The sequence below is a fragment of the Roseateles sp. P5_E1 genome (genome assembly GCF_054049335.1).
On record NZ_JBFUMN010000080.1, the window covers coordinates 1 to 17,462 of the forward strand.

At 66.6% G+C, this 17,462-nt stretch carries 14 protein-coding genes; 2 read left to right on the forward strand and 12 right to left on the reverse strand.

The window, feature by feature from the left end; translation table 11 throughout:
- The 12 genes from dnaK to argA form a co-directional block, all read right to left on the reverse strand.
- Window positions 1–1,425 (reverse strand): molecular chaperone DnaK (gene dnaK, locus ACXJKJ_RS28350; RefSeq protein WP_457394378.1); only part of this gene is annotated, 1,425 nt, incomplete at its 3' end.
- Window positions 1,426–1,552: 127 nt separating this feature from the next.
- Complete coding sequence (gene grpE / locus ACXJKJ_RS28355; protein ID WP_056198072.1) at window positions 1,553–2,077, reverse strand: nucleotide exchange factor GrpE; 525 nt, start codon at window positions 2,075–2,077, stop codon at window positions 1,553–1,555.
- 81 nt (window positions 2,078–2,158) lie between these two features.
- Window positions 2,159–2,560, reverse strand: coding sequence for an RNA-binding S4 domain-containing protein (locus ACXJKJ_RS28360; protein ID WP_056198069.1), 402 nt, complete (start codon window positions 2,558–2,560; stop codon window positions 2,159–2,161).
- A gap of 17 nt (window positions 2,561–2,577) precedes the next feature.
- Window positions 2,578–3,666, reverse strand: coding sequence for a ferrochelatase (hemH, locus tag ACXJKJ_RS28365; RefSeq protein WP_457394380.1), 1,089 nt, complete (start codon window positions 3,664–3,666; stop codon window positions 2,578–2,580).
- A 3-nt stretch (window positions 3,667–3,669) separates the two neighbouring features.
- Window positions 3,670–4,638: an adenylate/guanylate cyclase domain-containing protein gene (locus ACXJKJ_RS28370; protein ID WP_056198063.1), complete on the reverse strand. Its 969-nt coding sequence runs from the start codon at window positions 4,636–4,638 to the stop codon at window positions 3,670–3,672.
- Between the two features lie 58 nt (window positions 4,639–4,696).
- Window positions 4,697–6,949, reverse strand: a complete 2,253-nt coding sequence (gene rpoD / locus ACXJKJ_RS28375; protein WP_457394382.1) for an RNA polymerase sigma factor RpoD — start codon at window positions 6,947–6,949, stop codon at window positions 4,697–4,699.
- Window positions 6,950–7,290: 341 nt separating this feature from the next.
- Window positions 7,291–9,171: a DNA primase gene (dnaG, locus tag ACXJKJ_RS28380; protein WP_457394384.1), complete on the reverse strand. Its 1,881-nt coding sequence runs from the start codon at window positions 9,169–9,171 to the stop codon at window positions 7,291–7,293.
- 9 nt (window positions 9,172–9,180) lie between these two features.
- Window positions 9,181–12,342 (reverse strand): EAL domain-containing protein, encoded by a 3,162-nt coding sequence (locus tag ACXJKJ_RS28385; protein WP_457394387.1) that lies wholly within the window; start codon window positions 12,340–12,342, stop codon window positions 9,181–9,183.
- 10 nt (window positions 12,343–12,352) lie between these two features.
- Window positions 12,353–12,508, reverse strand: coding sequence for a hypothetical protein (locus ACXJKJ_RS28390; protein WP_457394390.1), 156 nt, complete (start codon window positions 12,506–12,508; stop codon window positions 12,353–12,355).
- Window positions 12,509–12,670: 162 nt separating this feature from the next.
- Complete coding sequence (locus ACXJKJ_RS28395; RefSeq protein WP_056198055.1) at window positions 12,671–12,967, reverse strand: H-NS histone family protein; 297 nt, start codon at window positions 12,965–12,967, stop codon at window positions 12,671–12,673.
- 421 nt (window positions 12,968–13,388) lie between these two features.
- Entirely contained in the window at window positions 13,389–13,667 is a 279-nt protein-coding gene (locus ACXJKJ_RS28400) for an oxidative damage protection protein (protein ID WP_056198054.1), read from the reverse strand.
- Window positions 13,668–13,746: 79 nt separating this feature from the next.
- On the reverse strand, window positions 13,747–15,090 hold the full coding sequence (gene argA, locus ACXJKJ_RS28405) for an amino-acid N-acetyltransferase (RefSeq protein WP_457394392.1): 1,344 nt from the start codon (window positions 15,088–15,090) through the stop codon (window positions 13,747–13,749).
- 86 nt (window positions 15,091–15,176) lie between these two features.
- On the opposite strand from argA, the gene ACXJKJ_RS28410 reads away from it, so the two are divergent.
- Together ACXJKJ_RS28410 and hrpA are read left to right on the forward strand one after the other, a co-directional pair.
- On the forward strand, window positions 15,177–15,569 hold the full coding sequence (locus ACXJKJ_RS28410) for a VOC family protein (RefSeq protein ID WP_057296313.1): 393 nt from the start codon (window positions 15,177–15,179) through the stop codon (window positions 15,567–15,569).
- Between the two features lie 26 nt (window positions 15,570–15,595).
- On the forward strand, window positions 15,596–17,462 hold a 1,867-nt coding region (gene hrpA, locus ACXJKJ_RS28415), incomplete at its 3' end, for an ATP-dependent RNA helicase HrpA (RefSeq protein WP_457394395.1).

Here is a 17,462-nt window from a genome sequence, read left to right on the forward strand (position 1 = left end):
GACCTCGATCTGCGGCGTGCCGCGCGGCGACGGCGGGATGCCTTCCAGGTTGAACTCGCCCAGGCTCTTGTTGCCTTGCGCCAGTTCACGCTCGCCCTGGTAGACCTTGATGGTCACGGCTGGCTGGTTGTCGTCGGCGGTGGAGAAGGTCTGCGCGAACTTGGTCGGGATGGTCGTGTTCTTCTTGATCATCTTCGTCATCACGCCGCCCAGGGTCTCGATGCCCAGGCTAAGCGGGGTGACGTCCAGCAGCAGCACGTCCTTGCGCTCGCCGCCCAGGACCTGGCCCTGGATGGCGGCACCGACGGCCACGGCCTCGTCGGGGTTCACGTCACGGCGCGGTTCCTTGCCGAAGAACTCCTTGACCTTGTCCTGCACCTTGGGCATGCGGGTCATGCCGCCGACGAGGATGACGTCGTCGATGTCGGTCAGCGCAACGCCAGCGTCCTTCACCGCGGTGCGGCAAGGCGCAATCGTGCGTTCGATCAGCTCGTCCACCAGCGACTCCAGCTTGGCGCGGGTCAGCTTGACGTTCAGGTGCTTCGGACCGGTCGCATCTGCCGTGATGTAGGGCAGGTTGACGTCGGTCTGCGACGAGTTGGACAGCTCGATCTTGGCCTTCTCGGCSGCTTCCTTCAGGCGCTGCAGGGCCAGCACGTCCTTGGTCAGGTCGACGCCTTGTTCCTTCTTGAACTCGGTGACGATGAAATCGATGATGCGCTGGTCGAAGTCCTCGCCGCCCAGGAAGGTGTCGCCGTTGGTCGACAGCACTTCGAACTGCATCTCGCCATCGACGTCGGCGATCTCGATGATGGACACGTCGAAGGTGCCGCCGCCGAGGTCATAGACGGCGATCTTGCGGTCGCCCTTGCCGTGCTTGTCCAGGCCGAAGGCCAGGGCCGCGGCGGTGGGCTCGTTGATGATGCGCTTGACGTCCAGGCCGGCGATGCGGCCGGCGTCCTTGGTGGCTTGGCGCTGGGCGTCATTGAAGTAGGCCGGCACCGTGATGACGGCTTCGGTCACTTCCTCGCCGAGGTAGTCCTCGGCCGTCTTCTTCATCTTGCGCAGCACTTCGGCCGAGACCTGGGGAGGCGCGAACTTCTTGCCGCGCACTTCCACCCAGGCGTCGCCGTTGTCGGCGGCGGCGATGGTGTAGGGCATCAGGTCGATGTCCTTCTGCACTTCCTTCTCGGCGAACTTGCGGCCGATCAGGCGCTTGACGGCATACAGCGTGTTCTTCGGGTTGGTGACCGACTGACGCTTGGCGGAGGCGCCGACGAGGATCTCGCCGTCTTCCTGGTAGGCAATGATGGACGGCGTGGTGCGGGCGCCTTCGGCGTTCTCGATGACGCGCGTGGTGTTGCCTTCCATGACGGCCACGCACGAATTCGTGGTGCCCAGGTCAATGCCGATGATCTTTCCCATTTGGAACTCCTGAAGATTTGTTGGATGTATTCGATTTGTGGATAACTCGCCGTCCTTCAAGGGCGGCAGGCTGTGAATTAGTGGGGACAGAGCATGTCGCTTCGCGCCAAGGTCTGTCCCCAGGTCCTTAGCGAGGCGCCGACACGGTCACCAAGGCCGGCCGCAGCACGCGGTCGGCGATCAGGAAGCCCTTCTGCAGCACCGCGACGACCGTGTTGGCGTCCTGGGTCGGTGCCGGCACTACGGAGATAGCCTGGTGCTGGTGCGGGTCGAACTTGGCGCCTTGGCCGGGGTTGATCTCCACGACCTTGTTGCGCTCCAGCGCGCTGGACAGCTGGCGTCGCGTGGCGTGCACGCCTTCCAGCACCGTGTCGACGCTGGCGCTGGGCGTGGCGATGGCCGCCTCCAGGCTGTCCATCACCGGCAGCATGGCCTCGGCGAAGGCTTCGACGGCGAACTTGCGGGCCTTGGCCACGTCCTCATCCGCGCGGCGGCGGGCGTTCTCGGTCTCGGCCTTGGCACGCAGATAAGCGTCGCTCATTTCGGCGAGGCGCCCTTCCAGCTCGGCAATCTTGATTTCGGGGTTCAGCTCGGCGGCCGTGGGCTCGGCGGCGCCGGCTGCGTCTTCGGGCAGGGGGTTTTCGGTCGTCATGGCAGAAAAGGAGGGGATCGCGTCGACATGGGGCGCGATGCCCTGGTTTCAAGAGGGGAGATTCAAAACGGATTATCCGGGTCAACCCGGATCTTCATCATCCAGCGAGACGGACCATCGGTCCCAGTCTGCCAAGCGGCGCCGGTCCTGCTTTGTCGGACGACCTTGCATGATCGTGTCGGCCGGTTCCGGCGCCAGGCGGCGCGCCTCGGCGGCCGCCTCCCGGGCGGTGATGCTGGCCTGGGTTTCGGCGTACAGGGCCTGGGCTTGCGGCGCCGGGCCACGCAGGTTGGACAGGCCCAGGACTTCGACCTCGCGGCTCAGCGTGCCGATGCGGATGCTGAGCAGGTCGCCAACCTTGACGTCCCGCGCCGGCTTGACCGGCTGGCCGCCCACGCGCACGCGGCCGAGGTTGATCTCGTCAACGGCCAGGGCGCGGGTCTTGTAGAAACGCGCGGCCCAGAGCCATTTGTCCAGGCGCATCGAGCTGGGCGCCTCGCTCACTGCTTGGCTCCGGCAGCCAGGGCTCGTTGGCGTTGCAGGGCGAGCGTGTCGGGATGCGGCGCTTCGGTGAACCAGCCCTGCAGATGACGCTCGGTCACCTTGGCAAGTGCCTTGATGCCGGCCGGATGGTCGTTCAGGCAGGGGATGTAGGCAAAGCGCTGGCCGCCCGCGGCGAGGAAGGCGGTGCGTGCCTCCTGGGCTATCTCTTCCAGCGTCTCCAGGCAGTCGACCGCAAAGCCGGGGCAGATGACGTCAACCGCCTTGAGCCCGCCCTTGGCCAGCTTGACAAGCGTGGGCTCCGTGTAGGGCTCCAGCCACTTGGCCTTGCCGAAGCGGCTCTGGAACGTGACTTGCCATTCGCCGTCTTTCAGGCTTAAGGCTTCAGCCAGCAGGCGACCCGTCTTCAGGCATTCGCAGTGGTAGGGATCGCCCAGGTGCAGGGTGCGTTCAGGCATGCCGTGAAAGCTCATGACCAGCTTGTCGCCACGGCCCTCGCGCTGCCAGTGCTCGCGCACGGTCTGGGCCAGGGCGGCGATGTAGCCCAGCTCATCGTGATAGCGGTTGATGAAGCGCAGCTCGGGCAGGTGACGGGTCCGCAGCGCCCAGCGGGCGACGTCGTCGATGACGCTGGCGGTGGTCGCGCCCGAGTACTGCGGGTAGGCGGGCAGCACCAACACGCGGCGCACGCCTTCGCGCTTGAGGGCGTCGAGCGTGGCGGCAATGGCAGGCTGGCCATAACGCATCGCGAAAGCGACGCGCGCGCGGCCGCCCAATGCGCCTTGCAGCAGCTTGGCCTGCTTTGTTGTCCAGACCTTGAGCGGCGAGCCCTCGGGCGTCCATACCGTTGCGTACTTGGCCGCTGACTTGGCCGGCCGCACGCGCAGGATGATGCCGTGCAGGATGGCCAGCCAGATCAACCTGGGGATCTCGACGACGCGCGGGTCGGCAAGGAACTGGGCCAGGTAGCGGCGCAAAGCGGGGGCATCGGGTGCGTCTGGGGTACCGAGGTTGCAGAGCAGCACGGCGACGTCGGGACCAGCAGGCGCGGCGCCGTGGCGCTGCGACGGTTCGGGCAGGAAAGGCATCGGTCAGCGGCGAGAACGCGGGCCGCCGAAGGGCTGGGGCTCGGTGTCGTAGAAGTGGAGCACCTCGAAGCGCACGATGGGCGATTGCTCATCGGTTGGCATGCCACCCAGGCCGATGACGCCGCTGCCGTGGAGCGTGCAGCTGCCGCGCTTGAGGCTCAGCAGCTCGCCCGAATCACCGAAGCGCACGTAGGTGCCGTTATAGGACAGGTCGGTCAGCTCAAAGCTGCTGCCTTGCCAGTCGATACGGGCATGTGAGCGCGACACGCGGGCGTCGGTGATGCAATAGGTGGCCTGCACGCTGCGGCCTAGCACGATGGGCATGGCACCGATGTCGAAGACGCGGTCCAGGTCCTGCCAGATCAGGCGCATGCCGTCCGGCTCGGTCGAGCGCATCGGCTCGCCGAACTGGGTGGCGGTGTCGTCGGCGCTGACCAAGGGCGCTGCGTCCATGCGGTAGACGTGTACAGGCTCGACGCGGCCGCGCACCGAGATGCGGTCCAGGCTGCGAAAGCGCCCCTTGGACGCATGGTGCAGGCCCGTCAGCACTTCGGCGGTGATGAGGATCTCGCCGTCGCCGGCATGGTCGATGAGGCGGGCGGCGACGTTGACGGCGTCACCGAAGCAGTCGCCGTTGAGCTCGACGACCTCGCCACGCGCCAGCGCCACTTGCAGCCGCATGGCCAGCATGGGCGGGTTGCTCTGGCGGCGCGCGCGTTGCACGGTGCGTTCGAGCATTTCCTGCATGCGCTGGGCGGCACGCACGCCATCGCGCGGCGTATCGAAGGCGGCCATCAGGCCATCGCCCAGGGTCTTGATCAGCTGGCCGCCGCTTTCCAGCACGGCTTCGCTGATCTGGCCGACGGTCTGGGTGACCATGCCACTGGCTTCGGCATTCCCGAGGGCCTCGTACAGCCCGGTGCTGCCGCGCAGGTCGGCAAAAAGGACGGTGCGCTCGCGGATCGCGGTCATGTGAACAGTTTATCGGCGTAAAAAAGGCCGGGAGCGCCGGCCTTTGTAGATATCTCGATCAGAGGTTATCCAGATAAGTACGCAATTTATCTGAACGGCTCGGATGCTTCAGCTTGCGGATCGCCTTGGCCTCGATCTGGCGGATGCGCTCACGCGTGACGTCGAACTGCTTGCCGACTTCTTCCAGCGTGTGGTCGCTCTGCATCTCGATGCCGAAGCGCATGCGCAGCACCTTGGCTTCGCGCGGCKTCAGCGAGTCGAGGATGTCCTTCACCACGTCGCGCAGGCCGGCCTGCATGGCCGCTTCGATGGGCGCCGTGTTGTTGGTGTCCTCGATGAAATCGCCCAGGTGGCTGTCGTCGTCGTCGCCGATCGGCGTTTCCATGGAGATCGGCTCCTTGGCGATCTTCATGATCTTGCGGATCTTGTCTTCCGGGATCTCCATCTTCTCGGCCAGCGTCGGGGCGTCCGGCTCGTAGCCGAACTCCTGCAAGTGCTGGCGCGAGATGCGGTTCATCTTGTTGATCGTCTCGATCATGTGAACCGGGATGCGGATGGTGCGGGCCTGGTCGGCAATGCTCCTCGTGATGGCCTGGCGGATCCACCACGTCGCGTACGTCGAGAACTTGTAGCCGCGGCGGTATTCGAACTTGTCCACCGCCTTCATCAGGCCGATATTGCCTTCCTGGATCAGGTCCAGAAACTGCAGGCCGCGGTTGGTGTACTTCTTGGCGATGGAGATCACGAGGCGCAGATTGGCCTCGATCATTTCCTTCTTCGCGTCACGAGAGGCCTTCTCGCCCTCGTTCATCTTCTTGTTGATGTCCTTGAGGTCGTCCAGCGGAACCACGGCCTTGGCCTGGATGTCCGTCAACTTCTGCTGCAGTTCCTGCACCGGCGGCAGGTTGCGGCTCAGGATGATGCTGTACGGCTTGCCGGCGGCGACTTCCTTCTCGGCCCACTTCAGGTTCAGTGCGTTGGGCGGGAAGGTCTTGATGAAGTGCTCTTGCGGCATGCCGCACTTGTCCACCACGATCTTGCGCAGCTCGCGTTCATAGCGGCGCACGTCGTCGACCTGGCTGCGCAGGATGTCGCACAGCTTCTCGATCGTCTTGACCGTGAAGCGGATGGTCATCAGCTCCTGGCTGATGGCTTGCTGGGCCTTGTTGTACGGGATCGACTTGTAGCCGTCTTTCTCGAACGCCTTGCGCATCTTGTCGAAGGCAGCGGACATCGAGTCGAGCTTGACCAGGGCGGCGTTCTTCAGCTCTTCGAGCTTCTTGGTCAGGGCCTTGGAGCCGCCGTTGCCGTCATCGTCGTCTTCTTCGTCGAACTCGTCGAAGTCTTCCTCGGCCACGTAGTCGTCGGCCTCGTCTTCGGCCACGAAGCCGTCGACGACGTCGGAGATCTGCATCTCGCCGGCGCGGATCTTGGTGGCGAACTCGAGGATGTGGGCGATGGTGGTCGGCGAGGCCGAGATCGCCAGCATCATGGCCTGCAGGCCGCCTTCGATGCGCTTGGCGATCTCGATTTCGCCTTCACGGGTCAGCAGCTCGACCGTACCCATCTCGCGCATGTACATGCGCACCGGGTCGGTCGTGCGGCCGAATTCGGAGTCCACCGTCGACAGCGCGGCTTCGGCGGCTTCTTCGGCCTCTTCTTCGGTCGACGTGGCCGTGGTGTTGCCCTGGATCAGCAGCGTGGCGGCGTCGGGCGCCTGCTCATAGACCGCGATGCCCATGTCGTTGAGCATGGAGATGATGGCCTCGAGGATTTCCTCGCTGACCAGCTTCTCGGGCAAGTGATCGTTGATTTCCTGGTGCGTCAGGAAACCCCGCGTCTTGCCCATCTTGATGAGGGTCTTCAGCTCGGAGCGGCGCTTGACGGCTTCTTCTTCCGTCAGCGCGGTCTCTTCCAGGCCGAATTCACGCATCAGCGCGCGCTCCTTGGCGCGGCTGACCTTCATGCGCAGGGGCTTGGCCTTGACCGTTTCCTCTTCGACCGCGACCGTCTCTTCGGCTTCCGGCTCTTCGCCCTCGATCTCGGCATCGATGTCGGAGAAGTCCTCTTCTTCCTCGGCTTCCTTCTTGCCGCCGGCCTTCTTGGTCTCGGTGGCCGCCTTGGGCTTGCGGCCGCGCTTGGGCTTGTCCTCTTCGGCCACGACGGCCTTGGCCGTCTTCGTGGCCGGCTTCGCCGCAGCCACCTTTGCGGTCTTGGCGGGCGCCTCGGCTGCGGCCTTCACGGCCGTCTTCTTCTTGAGTTCTTCGGCAGGAGCGGGGCTGGCCTTGGGCGCGGTCTTCTTGGCGGTCATGCAGGTCCTTCGTATTTGCGCGGTCAATTCAGAAATGCGGCAGCCACCGCGGCCAACCCGGGCTCGGCGTCAAGCCGGCGGGGCAGGGGGCGGTGGCTTTCGTCGTCAAGGTATCAATCAGCGAGTGATCGAGGGACCCTGGCGTGGCGCGAACAAGCTGGCGTGATCGTTTGGTATGCAGAGCTGGCGGATGTTTTGGCCATTAAAACCCTGATGGGTTACCCAGTGTCGCTGGGTGGCCGGGGCCGGCATCTCTCTGCCGTCACTCTTGTTGACGCGCGCGGAAAACGCAAGATTATCAGCCATTTGCGGCCGAATTGCAAAACTGTGACAGGTAAACCCTAGCTTTGCACGCCATGGCGCTCGCGCAACCGGGCCAACGCCTCCAGCGCCAGGCGCCGTTCCTCGTCGGTGGCGCCGCTGCCGCCGGGCAACGCGGCAGGGGCTCGGGACCGCAGCGCGGTGATCGCGCTGGCGAGGTCGCCAGCCGGGTCGGACTCCTCGATGCCCAGTTCCTGCACGCTGCGCACCAGCCGATGCACGGCCTCCGCATGGCCCTCCGCCGCCAGGCCAGCCTGGACGACGGCCCAGGGGCTGGCGCCGTGGTGGGTCAGGTGGCGCTCCAGCCAATGGACGAGTTCGCCATGGCCGCCGGGCAGGTCGTGCAGCAGGACGCGGTCCTCGTCGGGCAGGCTGTCCCAGAGCTCGCTGTGCTGCAGCAAGAGTCGGGTGGCGTGGTCGGCGGCGGTCGCCGGCGTAACCCGCGGACCGGCGGGGCGAGGCTCGGCATCGCGGCGCGACTTCCAGTCGCCTTTGCCTTTCCATTCCCCCTTCGGCTTCCATTCACCTTTGGGCTGCCAACGCGGCTTTTCGGCGGGTGCCGCCGTCTCCTTGGTGGCACCCGCGGCAGGTGCGGGTGCGCCCAGCCACAGCGCTTGCAGCTCGGCCTCGGGCAGCTGCCCCTGGCGGGCGAGTTCGCCGAGCAGCTGGCGGCGCAACAGACCTTCCGGCAGCAGGGCCCAGAGGGGCTTGGCCTGGTTCAACATGCGGGCGCGGCCTTCGGGTGTGCCGAGGTCGCAGCCCTCGGCGGCGACCGTGATGAGCTGGCGCGACAGCGGCACGGCACTCTCGATGCAGCGTTCGAAAGCCTCCGCGCCCAGCTCGCGGACATAGGAGTCCGGGTCGTGCTCGGTGGGCAGGAACAGGAATTTGACGGCGTGGGTTTCGGTCGCGTGGGGCAGGGCGGCTTCAAGCGCCCGGCCGGCAGCGCGGCGGCCAGCGGCGTCGCCGTCAAAGCTGAAAACGACCATGTCCGTATGCCGGAAGAGCTTGTGCACATGCTCGGCCGTGCAAGCCGTGCCCAGCGTTGCAACGGCATTGCCGATGCCGTATTGAGCGAGGGCGACGACATCCATATAGCCTTCCACGACCAGGGCATGGCCGCGCTGGCGCATTGCCTGGCGGCCTTCGTAGAGGCCGTAGAGTTCGCGGCCCTTGATGAAGACGGGCGTCTCGGGCGAGTTCAGGTATTTGGGCTCGCCCTTGTCCAGCACACGGCCGCCGAAGCCGATGACCTCGCCTTGCACGTTGCGGATGGGAAACATGATGCGGTCGCGGAAGCGGTCGTAGCRCTTGGCATCCTCGCCGGGCTCGACGTCGGGCGAAATCACCAGGCCGGATTCGACGAGTTGCGGATCGTCGTATGAGGGGAAGCCGCTGGCCAGCGAACGCCAGCCTTCGGGCGCATAGCCAAGGCCGAAGCGGGCTGCGATCTGGCCGGTCAGGCCGCGGCCCTTCAGGTACTGGACGGCCCGGGGCGCCTGGCGCAGCTGGGCCTTGTAGAACTCCGCCGCGCGGGCCAGCACATCGGTCAGGCTCTGCTGCCTGGCTTTGTCGGCTTTGGCGCGCTCGCGCTGTTCGGGGCTGCGTTCGTCCTGCGGCACCTGCATGCCGACCTGCTGGGCCAGGTCCTCCACCGCTTCGACAAAGGTCGCAGCGGTGTGTTCCATCAGGAAGCCGATGGCATTGCCGTGCACGCCGCAGCCGAAGCAGTGGTAGGTCTGGCGGCTCGGGCTGACGATGAAGCTCGGCGACTTTTCCCCATGGAAGGGGCACAGACCCTTGTGGTTGATGCCCGCCTTTTTGAGCTCGACATGGCGACCCACCACGTCGACGATGTCGACGCGGGAGAGCAGGTCCTGAATAAAGCCGGGCGGGATCACCCGTGGATTTTAGAGATTGGCCTGGGACGGGCTGCGCAACTGCGCAATCCAGTCGCTGTTGGCAAAGGCTTGCATCCAGCCCGGCAGGGCCGGCCCGGGCATAGCCGCCGCGATGCCGTTGCCCTGGCCGAGGCGGCAGCCCAGGCGCAACAGCTCGCGCGCATGGGCGCGGCTCTCGACACCCTTGGCCAGCACGGCACAACCGATATTGCGCGCCAAGCCGATGACGCTCTCGACGAGCGACAGGTCCTGGGCATCGCCCAGCATGCCCTGCACATAGCTACGGTCGAGTTTGAGGGTGTCCACAGGCAGACGCTTGAGTGAACTGAGCCGCGAGTAGCCGGCGCCGAAGTCGTCCAGCGCGATGCCAATGCCCAGGCTCAGGCAGCGCTGGATGAGGGCTTGGGTGGCGACCGTCTCGACCAGTGCGTCGGACTCCAGCACGTCCAGGTGCAGCAGATGGGCGACCTCAGGCGACTGGCGCTGGATGAGTTCCTGCAGGCGCTGCGGGAAGTCGTGGCGGCGCAGCTGGCGGGCGCCGACGTTGACGCTGACCGGCAGACCCTTGCCATCGTTGACACCGGCGCGCAGCCAGGCCATCGCCTGCGCCAGGGCCTGCTCGATGACCCAGTCGCCGATCTGCACGGCCAGGCCGGTCGCCTCGACCAGCGGCAGGAAATGCGCCGGTGCGAGCAGGCCGCGCTCGGGGTGCTGCCAGCGCAGCAGGGCTTCCACACCCATGACCTGGCCGCTGCGCAGGTCGATCTGCGGCTGGTAGTGCAGCAGCAGTTCATTGCTGTCCAGGGCGCGTTGGAGTCGCGCGACGGCAATCATGCCGGCCTCATCGCGCTGGTCCAGCGTCGGGTCATGGAACTGGATGCCGCCGCGGCCTGCATGTTTGGCGCGGTAGAGGGCGTGGCCGGCGTGGCGCAGCAGCGTTTCCGGGTCGGCGTCGTCCTGGGGATAGAGGGTGGCGCCCATGCTGGCGCCGATTTCAATGGCCAGGCCGTTGCCGACACGGTTCTCGCGGATGGCGACCGGCGTGGACAGCACCGCCAGCAGGCGGTCGGCGGCGCGCTGGGCCTCTTCGGGCGTCTGCACGCGCATCAGCACGGCGAACTCGTCGCCATGCAGCCGGGCCAGCTGGTCGGCGGTATCTGGCGCGGCGCCACGCGAGCCGCGCAATGTGGCTTGCAATCGGCCACTGAGTTGAAGCAGCACGGAATCCGCGACAAGCTGGCCGTGCTCCGCGTTGACGCGGGCGAAGTCGTCGAGGTCGATGAGGCCGACAACGAGCCTGAAGCCGTCGCGGTTGGCCGCGACCAGGGCCAGCTGCAGCCGCCGCATGAACTCGTCGCGGTTGGGCAGGCCGGTGGCGACGTCAAAGCGCAGGCTGCGGCGCAGCAGGTCCTGCTGGCGCAGGCTCTCGCCGAGGTCGGTCAGGCTGAGCAGCCGCCACCTCGGGCTGACGCCGTCGGGCTCCGGCACGGGGCTGAGTTTGGCCGAGAAGACGTGTCGGCCGCCGTCCTCAAGCTCGGCCTGCAACTGGCCGCTCCATGACAGGCCATCATTCAGCGCTGTCTGCAGCTCGACGGTCTCGTGGCCACTGCGCTGCAGATTGGCGATGCTCAGCGGTGTGGCCGGCCGGCCGACGAGAGCCTCGCGCGGTGCATGCAGGATGTCGCAATAGGCTGAGTTGACCTCGACGACGCGCCACTGCGTGTCGATGACAGCCAGACCCTCGCTGGCCTGCTGGAAGAGGGTGGCCGACATGCGCTCGCGTTCCTCGGCCGTGTGGCGCCAGCTGACATCCGCCAGCGTTGCGATGAGGCCACGCGCGCGGCCCTGGCGGTCGCGCAGCGGGACATGGGCCTGCAGCTCATGCCAGCGCCAGTCGCCGCCGTCGGCCGCCAGCCGCAGCGACACACCCAGTTGGTTGAGCTGCGGGTCGGCCAGCAGCTCGCGCAGCGCACGGCGCACCGGTTCGCGGTCGCGCGGGTGAGCCAGGCGTACCCAGTCCAGCGGCGCAGTGCCGGCTGCGGTGCCGTCGACGGGCGTCGTCAGGGCCTGCCAGCGCGCCGACGCGTGGCGGCGACCCTCGGGCAGGCGCCACTCGGCCAGGGCCAGGCCCTGGGCATCCAGGGCGCTGCGCCAGCCGTCCCGGTCGCGCAACTGGTGGTGGCTCAGCGCGATAAGGACCAGTGGCAGCAAGGCGAAGCCAGCGCCCAAGGCATAGGAGAGCAGGGCCGGCGGCGCGCTGAGTGCCCACAGACCCAGCAGGCCGGCACCCAGCATTGCATTGGCGCGAGGCGAGGCTTGCAGGGCATGCAGACAGAGGAGCAGATGTGGCAACAGCAGCGCGGCGCCGGCCTCCGGCAGCCAGATCAGGGCCGCCTGGGCAAGAACGGCCGCTGTGGCCAGCATGCGGGCGGCCCAGCGGCCGCCGCGGCGCGGGCGTTGGGTGCTGGCCTGCAGGCAGGTACCGGCGCAGAGCAGCCCAAAGCCCCAGGCGGCCGCGAGTTCCAGCGCGCCACCAAGCGCGCCGCTTCGGGTCAGTCCCGCGGCCATCGAGGCTGCCAGTGCGAACAGGCCAGCCAGTACCGGTGCGGCCAGTCCACCCAGCAGGCCGAAAAGAAGGACTTCGCGGCGACCAGTGAGCCGGCCCGTCAGGCGCAGCCGGCGCATCAGCGTGCGATTCAAAGCGATCGCGAGCAGGGGCAGGGCCAGCGCCGTGAGCACGGGTGCCGAGATCAGCAGGTCCAGTGCTGCTGCCGGATCCGCGGGCGAGCGCGCCAGCAAGGGCAGCCCGGCGCCCAGCAGCAAGCCCGCCATGACCAGCGGCAGCACCCAGGCGCTCAGCCGCCATAGCGTCAGCAGGCCCAGAGCCGCCAGCAGCATGGGCACCAGCAGGTCCTGCGCTGGCATGGCCGCAGCGGGCTGGGGAATGCGCAGCAGAGGCAGCAGCGCATCGGCGGCGAGCCCCCAGGCGGTAACCAGGCCGCCCCCCAGGCCGGCCAGCGCGGCCAGGCCGACGCGGCGCAGACGGCGCCAGCCGCGGCGGCGGTCATGGATGCGGCGCGGGCCAGGTGGCAGGGTCGTGGAGGGCGGCGCCTGGACGCTCAGGTCTGGGGCGTGTTCGTCGGATTCCGGGTGGCCGGAATGCAGATCCATGGCCGGGGCCTCAGGCCGATACCTGGGTCAGCGCGCGCACGCAGGGCGCTGGCCAGGTGAATGGGTGGCAAAAATCCGGCATCGCCGCAATCTCGTCGCCGCCATAGCGCGACGATCCCTGGGAAAACCCCAGGCACAGGGTCGCTGGCAGCGTGACGAAAGGCATGGCGCAGTTTAGGCGGGACCTGCACCAAAAAGGAAAAGGGCCATCCCGTAGATGGATGGCCCTGGTCGGTCGCGCCAGCGGGCGCCGGCAGCGGGAATCTGTTCAAACCCCGCAGTCAAATCGCCGGCGTATGCCGGGCAATTGGTCTGCAGGAATTGCCGGTCAGACGGAGAAATCGGTCAGCTTGGCACCGCCTGCAACGGCAGCCTTGAGCCATTTGGGCTGCAGGCCCCGGCCACTCCAGGTTTCACCGGTGGCCTGGTTGCGATACTTGGCGGCCACCTTGGACACCTTGGCCGGCTTGGGCGTGCGCGTGCTGAGGTCGGCCACCGTCAGGCCATATTCGCTCATCAGGGATTTCACCTTGGCCACCGCTTCGCTGCGTTCGCGGTCCTTGGTTTGGCTGATCTGTTGATCAAGTGCCTCGCGCTGGGCCAGGAGTTCTTTCAGAGTGGACATGCTGCTATTCCTCTTGCGATTTGAGCGGGGAGACTCGCGACATTGACCGCCGCGGCCCCGGAGCCTTGGGGCCGATTGACCGCGAGTATCTCCGTAGGCGAATTAAATCCCGACGGGCAGCATAAATGCAAGAGTTTTCGTTGGTCGGTTGCGACGAGTTTCTTGCTGGTTCGGGCTATTTGCCGATTTGGCGGGGCCGGCTGGCGTTCTGCTGCGACGGCAGCCTTGCAAAACTGAAAGAGAAAAGGCCGGCGACTTGCGTCCCGGCCCTGCACATATGCGGTGATTTGCGCTTATTCRTTGGCCGGCGGCACGTAGCCGGCCACTTGTTCCGCACCGGTACCAAAGAAATTGTTGGTGGCTGCATCACCTGCGCTGCGCGCAGATGAGCATCCCCCACAGTTTTTCACCTGAGCTGCGCTCAGGCCGATGGCGGTACATAGCCCGCCACCGCTTCGGCACCTGTGCCGAAGAAAAACTGTTCAGCCTGGCGCATCAGGTATTGGCGGGCACGCTGGTCGGCGAGGTTGAGGCGGTTTTCATTGACCAGCATGGTCTGATGCTTCATCCAGGCCGCCCAAGCTTCCTTGCTGACGCTTTCCCACACCTTCTTGCCGAGTTCGGTATGAGCCGGGTAGGGCGGGAAGTCCAGCCCTTCGGCTTCCTTCTTCAGATAGGCACATTGAACGGTGCGGGGCATGGCGGACTCCTACAAACACGAGAAATGAGAAACGGCCGGCACTTTAGCGCGGCGGCCGTTTGGGCGAACCCGGCGGGGCTTAGTTGAATCGTTTGACCAGCACCAGCGAGCGCCGGTCCCAGTTGTATTTGCGCTTGCGCTCTTCGGGCAGCCATTCCGGGTCCACCTGCTGGAAACCGCGCTTGATGAACCAATGCATGGTGCGCGTCGTCAGCACGAAGATGCTGTCCAGGCCCTGGGCCTTGGCGCGCTGCTCGATTCTTTTCAACAGGCGGTCGCCGTCGCCCTGACCTTGTACTTCGGCGGAGACGGTCAGTGCGGCCATCTCGGCGGTGCGCGCCTCGACATAGGGGTAAAGGGCGGCGCAGCCGAAGATGACGCCGTCGTGCTCGATGACGGTGTAGAGCTCGGCGTCGCGCTCGATCTCGGTCCGGCTGCGCTTGACGAGGGTGCCGTCGCGCTCGAAGGGCTCGATGAGCTGGATGATGCCGGCCACGTCGTCGGCGCTGGCCTCGCGCAAGCTCTCCAGCTTCTCGTCGACGACCATGGTGCCGATGCCGTCATGGGTGTAGACCTCCTGCAGCAGCGCGCCATCCACCGCGAACGGGATGATGTGCGAGCGCTCGACGCCGGCACGGCAGGCCTCGGCGCAATGGCGCAGGTAGAAGGCGACATCGGTCGGCTGGGGCGCCGGGCCGGCCTTGGCCAGCATGCGGTCGGCGTCGGCCACGGCCAGCTCGGTATCGATGGGGCTGTCCGGGTCGCCCGGGTTCTCGGGCACGCCGTCGACCTCGCAGACGAACAGCAGCTTGTCGGCCTGCAGCGCGATGGCTGTGGACGTGGCCACGTCCTCCATCGACAGATTGAAAGCCTCACCCGTGGGTGAGAAGCCGAAGGGGGACAGCAGCACGATGGCGCCAATGTCCATGGCGCGCTGGATGGCTGCGGCGTCGACCTTGCGCACCAGGCCTGAATGCTGGAAGTCCACGCCGTCGACGATGCCGACCGGCCGGGCGGTCAGGAAATTGCCGGAGACGACGCGCACCGTCGCATTGGCCATCGGCGTGTTGGGCAAGCCCTGGCTGAAGGCCGCTTCGATCTCGAAGCGCAGCTGGCCGGCGGCCTCCTGGGCGCAATCCAGGGCCACGGCGTCGGTGATGCGGCGGCCATGGCTGAAGCGGGGCGTCTGGCCCTTGGCAGCGAGTTGCTCGTTGACCTGGGGCCGAAAGCCGTGCACCAGGACGATCTTGATGCCCATGGCATGCAGGATGGCCAGGTCCTGCACGAAGGCATTGAGCTTGCCTGCCGCGATCAGCTCGCCCGGCATGCCGACGACGAAGGTCTCGCCGCGGTAGGCATGGATATACGGCGCCACGGCGCGGAACCAGGGCACGAAGGTGTGGGGAAAGACAAGACCGGTCATGGGCCGAATTGTCGCCCGTGACGCGGGTCACTTGACGCTGTCATGTTCGGCTCCGACGATGGCCGCCCCACCACCCGGAGACCGCGATGAAGGACTATCAAGACGTCTACATGACCCCCGGCGCCTTCAGCTGGAACGAGTTGTCCAGCCCCGACCCCAAGAAGGCCTGCGAGTTCTACGGCACCCTGTTCGGCTGGAGCTTCGACACCATGAACATGGGTCAAGGCGACTATCACGTCGTCAAGGTGGGCGAGGTGGCTGTCGGCGGCGTCATGACCCAGCAGCAGCCCGGCCCGGCGATGTGGGGCGCCTATGTGACCGTCGAGAACTGTGATGCGACGGTCGAGAAGGCCAAAAGCCTCGGCGGTACCGTCTGCGCCGGCCCCTTCGACATTCCGACGATCGGCCGCATGGCCGTGTTGCAAGACCCGCAGGGCGCCGTGATCCAGGTCATCAGCTACTTCCCGCGCAGCGAATAAAGCGCTTGCGGGACAATCCCGCCGCAATGACAGCTCCGAATCCCGAGAGCCGGCCCGTGAAGCCGGCTCTCTCCATTTCATTCCCTGAATCCCTGCCGGTCTCCGCGCGGCGCGATGAGATCGCCGCGGCGATGGCCGAGCACCAGGTCGTCATCGTCTGTGGCGAGACCGGCTCSGGCAAGACCACCCAGCTGCCCAAGATCGCGCTGGCGATGGGGCGTGGGCGCATCAACGGCGGCGGCCTGATCGGCCACACCCAGCCGCGGCGCATTGCCGCCAGCAGCGTGGCCAAGCGCATCGCSGAGGAGCTGAAGACGCCGCTCGGCGACGTGGTGGGTTACAAGGTCCGCTTCCAGGATCGCCTCACCAAGACCGCATCGGTCAAGTTGATGACSGACGGCATCCTGCTGGCCGAGACGCAGAGCGACCCGCTGCTGAAGGCCTACGACACSATCATCRTCGACGARGCSCACGAGCGCAGCCTCAACATCGACTTCCTGCTSGGCTATCTGCGTGAGCTGTTGCCGCGCCGGCCGGATCTGAAGATCGTCGTCACGTCGGCCACCATCGACGCGGACCGGTTTGCGCGGCATTTCGAGTCGAGCAAGGGGCCTGCGCCGGTGCTGACGGTGTCGGGGCGGCTGTTCCCGGTCGAGCAGCGCTACCGGCCCTTCGAGGAAAGCCGCGAGTACGACCTGAACAACGCCATCACCGACGCAGTGGATGAGTTGTGGCGTGAAGGTGGCGGGGACGTGCTGGTCTTTCTGCCCGGCGAGCGCGAGATCCGCGAAGCTGCCGAGGCGCTGCGCAAGCACCACCCGCCGGGCGTCGAAGTGCTGCCGTTGTTCGCGCGACTGTCGCAGGCCGAGCAGGACAAGGTGTTCGAGCCGCACGGACAGCGCCGCATCGTGCTGGCGACCAACGTGGCCGAGACCTCGCTGACGGTGCCGGGCATCCGCTATGTCATCGACCCCGGCCTGGCGCGCGTGAAGCGCTACAGCTACCGCAACAAGGTCGAGCAGTTGCTGATCGAGCCGGTCAGTCAGGCGGCTTCGAATCAGCGCGCGGGCCGCTGCGGCCGCGTGTCCAACGGCATCTGCATTCGCCTGTACAGCGAGAAGGAGTTCAACGAGCGGCCCAAGTTCACCGACCCCGAGATCCTGCGCAGCAGCCTGGCCGGCGTCATTCTGCGCATGAAGGCGCTGCACCTGGGCGAGGTCGAGCGCTTCCCCTTCCTGGAGCCGCCGCGCCCTAAGGCGATTGCCGACGGCTATCAGCTGCTGGCGGAGCTGGGCGCCACCGACGACAACAACGAGCTGACACCGCTGGGCAAGGAACTGTCGCGCCTGCCGCTGGACCCGCGCGTGGGCCGCATGATCCTGGAGGCCAAGAACCGCGAGGCGCTGTCCGAGGTGCTGGTCATCGCGTCGGCGCTCAGCGGCCATGACGTGCGCGACCGGCCGATGGAAGCCGCCCAGGCCGCGGACGAAAAGCACAAGAAGTTCGACGACGAAAAGAGCGAGTTCAGTGGCTATCTGAAGTTGTGGAAGTGGCTGGAGGAAAGCAAGGGCGGCGGCGCCGAGCACAAGCTCAGCAACCGCCGCCATGAGCAGCTGCTGCGCGAGAACTTCATCTCGCCGCGCCGCGTGCGCGAGTGGCGCGACGTCTACTCGCAGCTCCACACCGTCATTGCCGAGCACGGCTGGCGGCTGAACCAGAGCCCCGCCACCTACGAGCAGCTGCACCTGTCCATGCTGGCCGGGCTGCTCGGCAACATCGGCCAGAAAAGCGACGACGAGGACTGGTATCTCGGCGCGCGCGGCATCAAGTTCTACCGCCACCCCGGCGCCCACCTGAGCAAGAAGCCGGGCCGCTGGATCGTGGCCGCCGAGC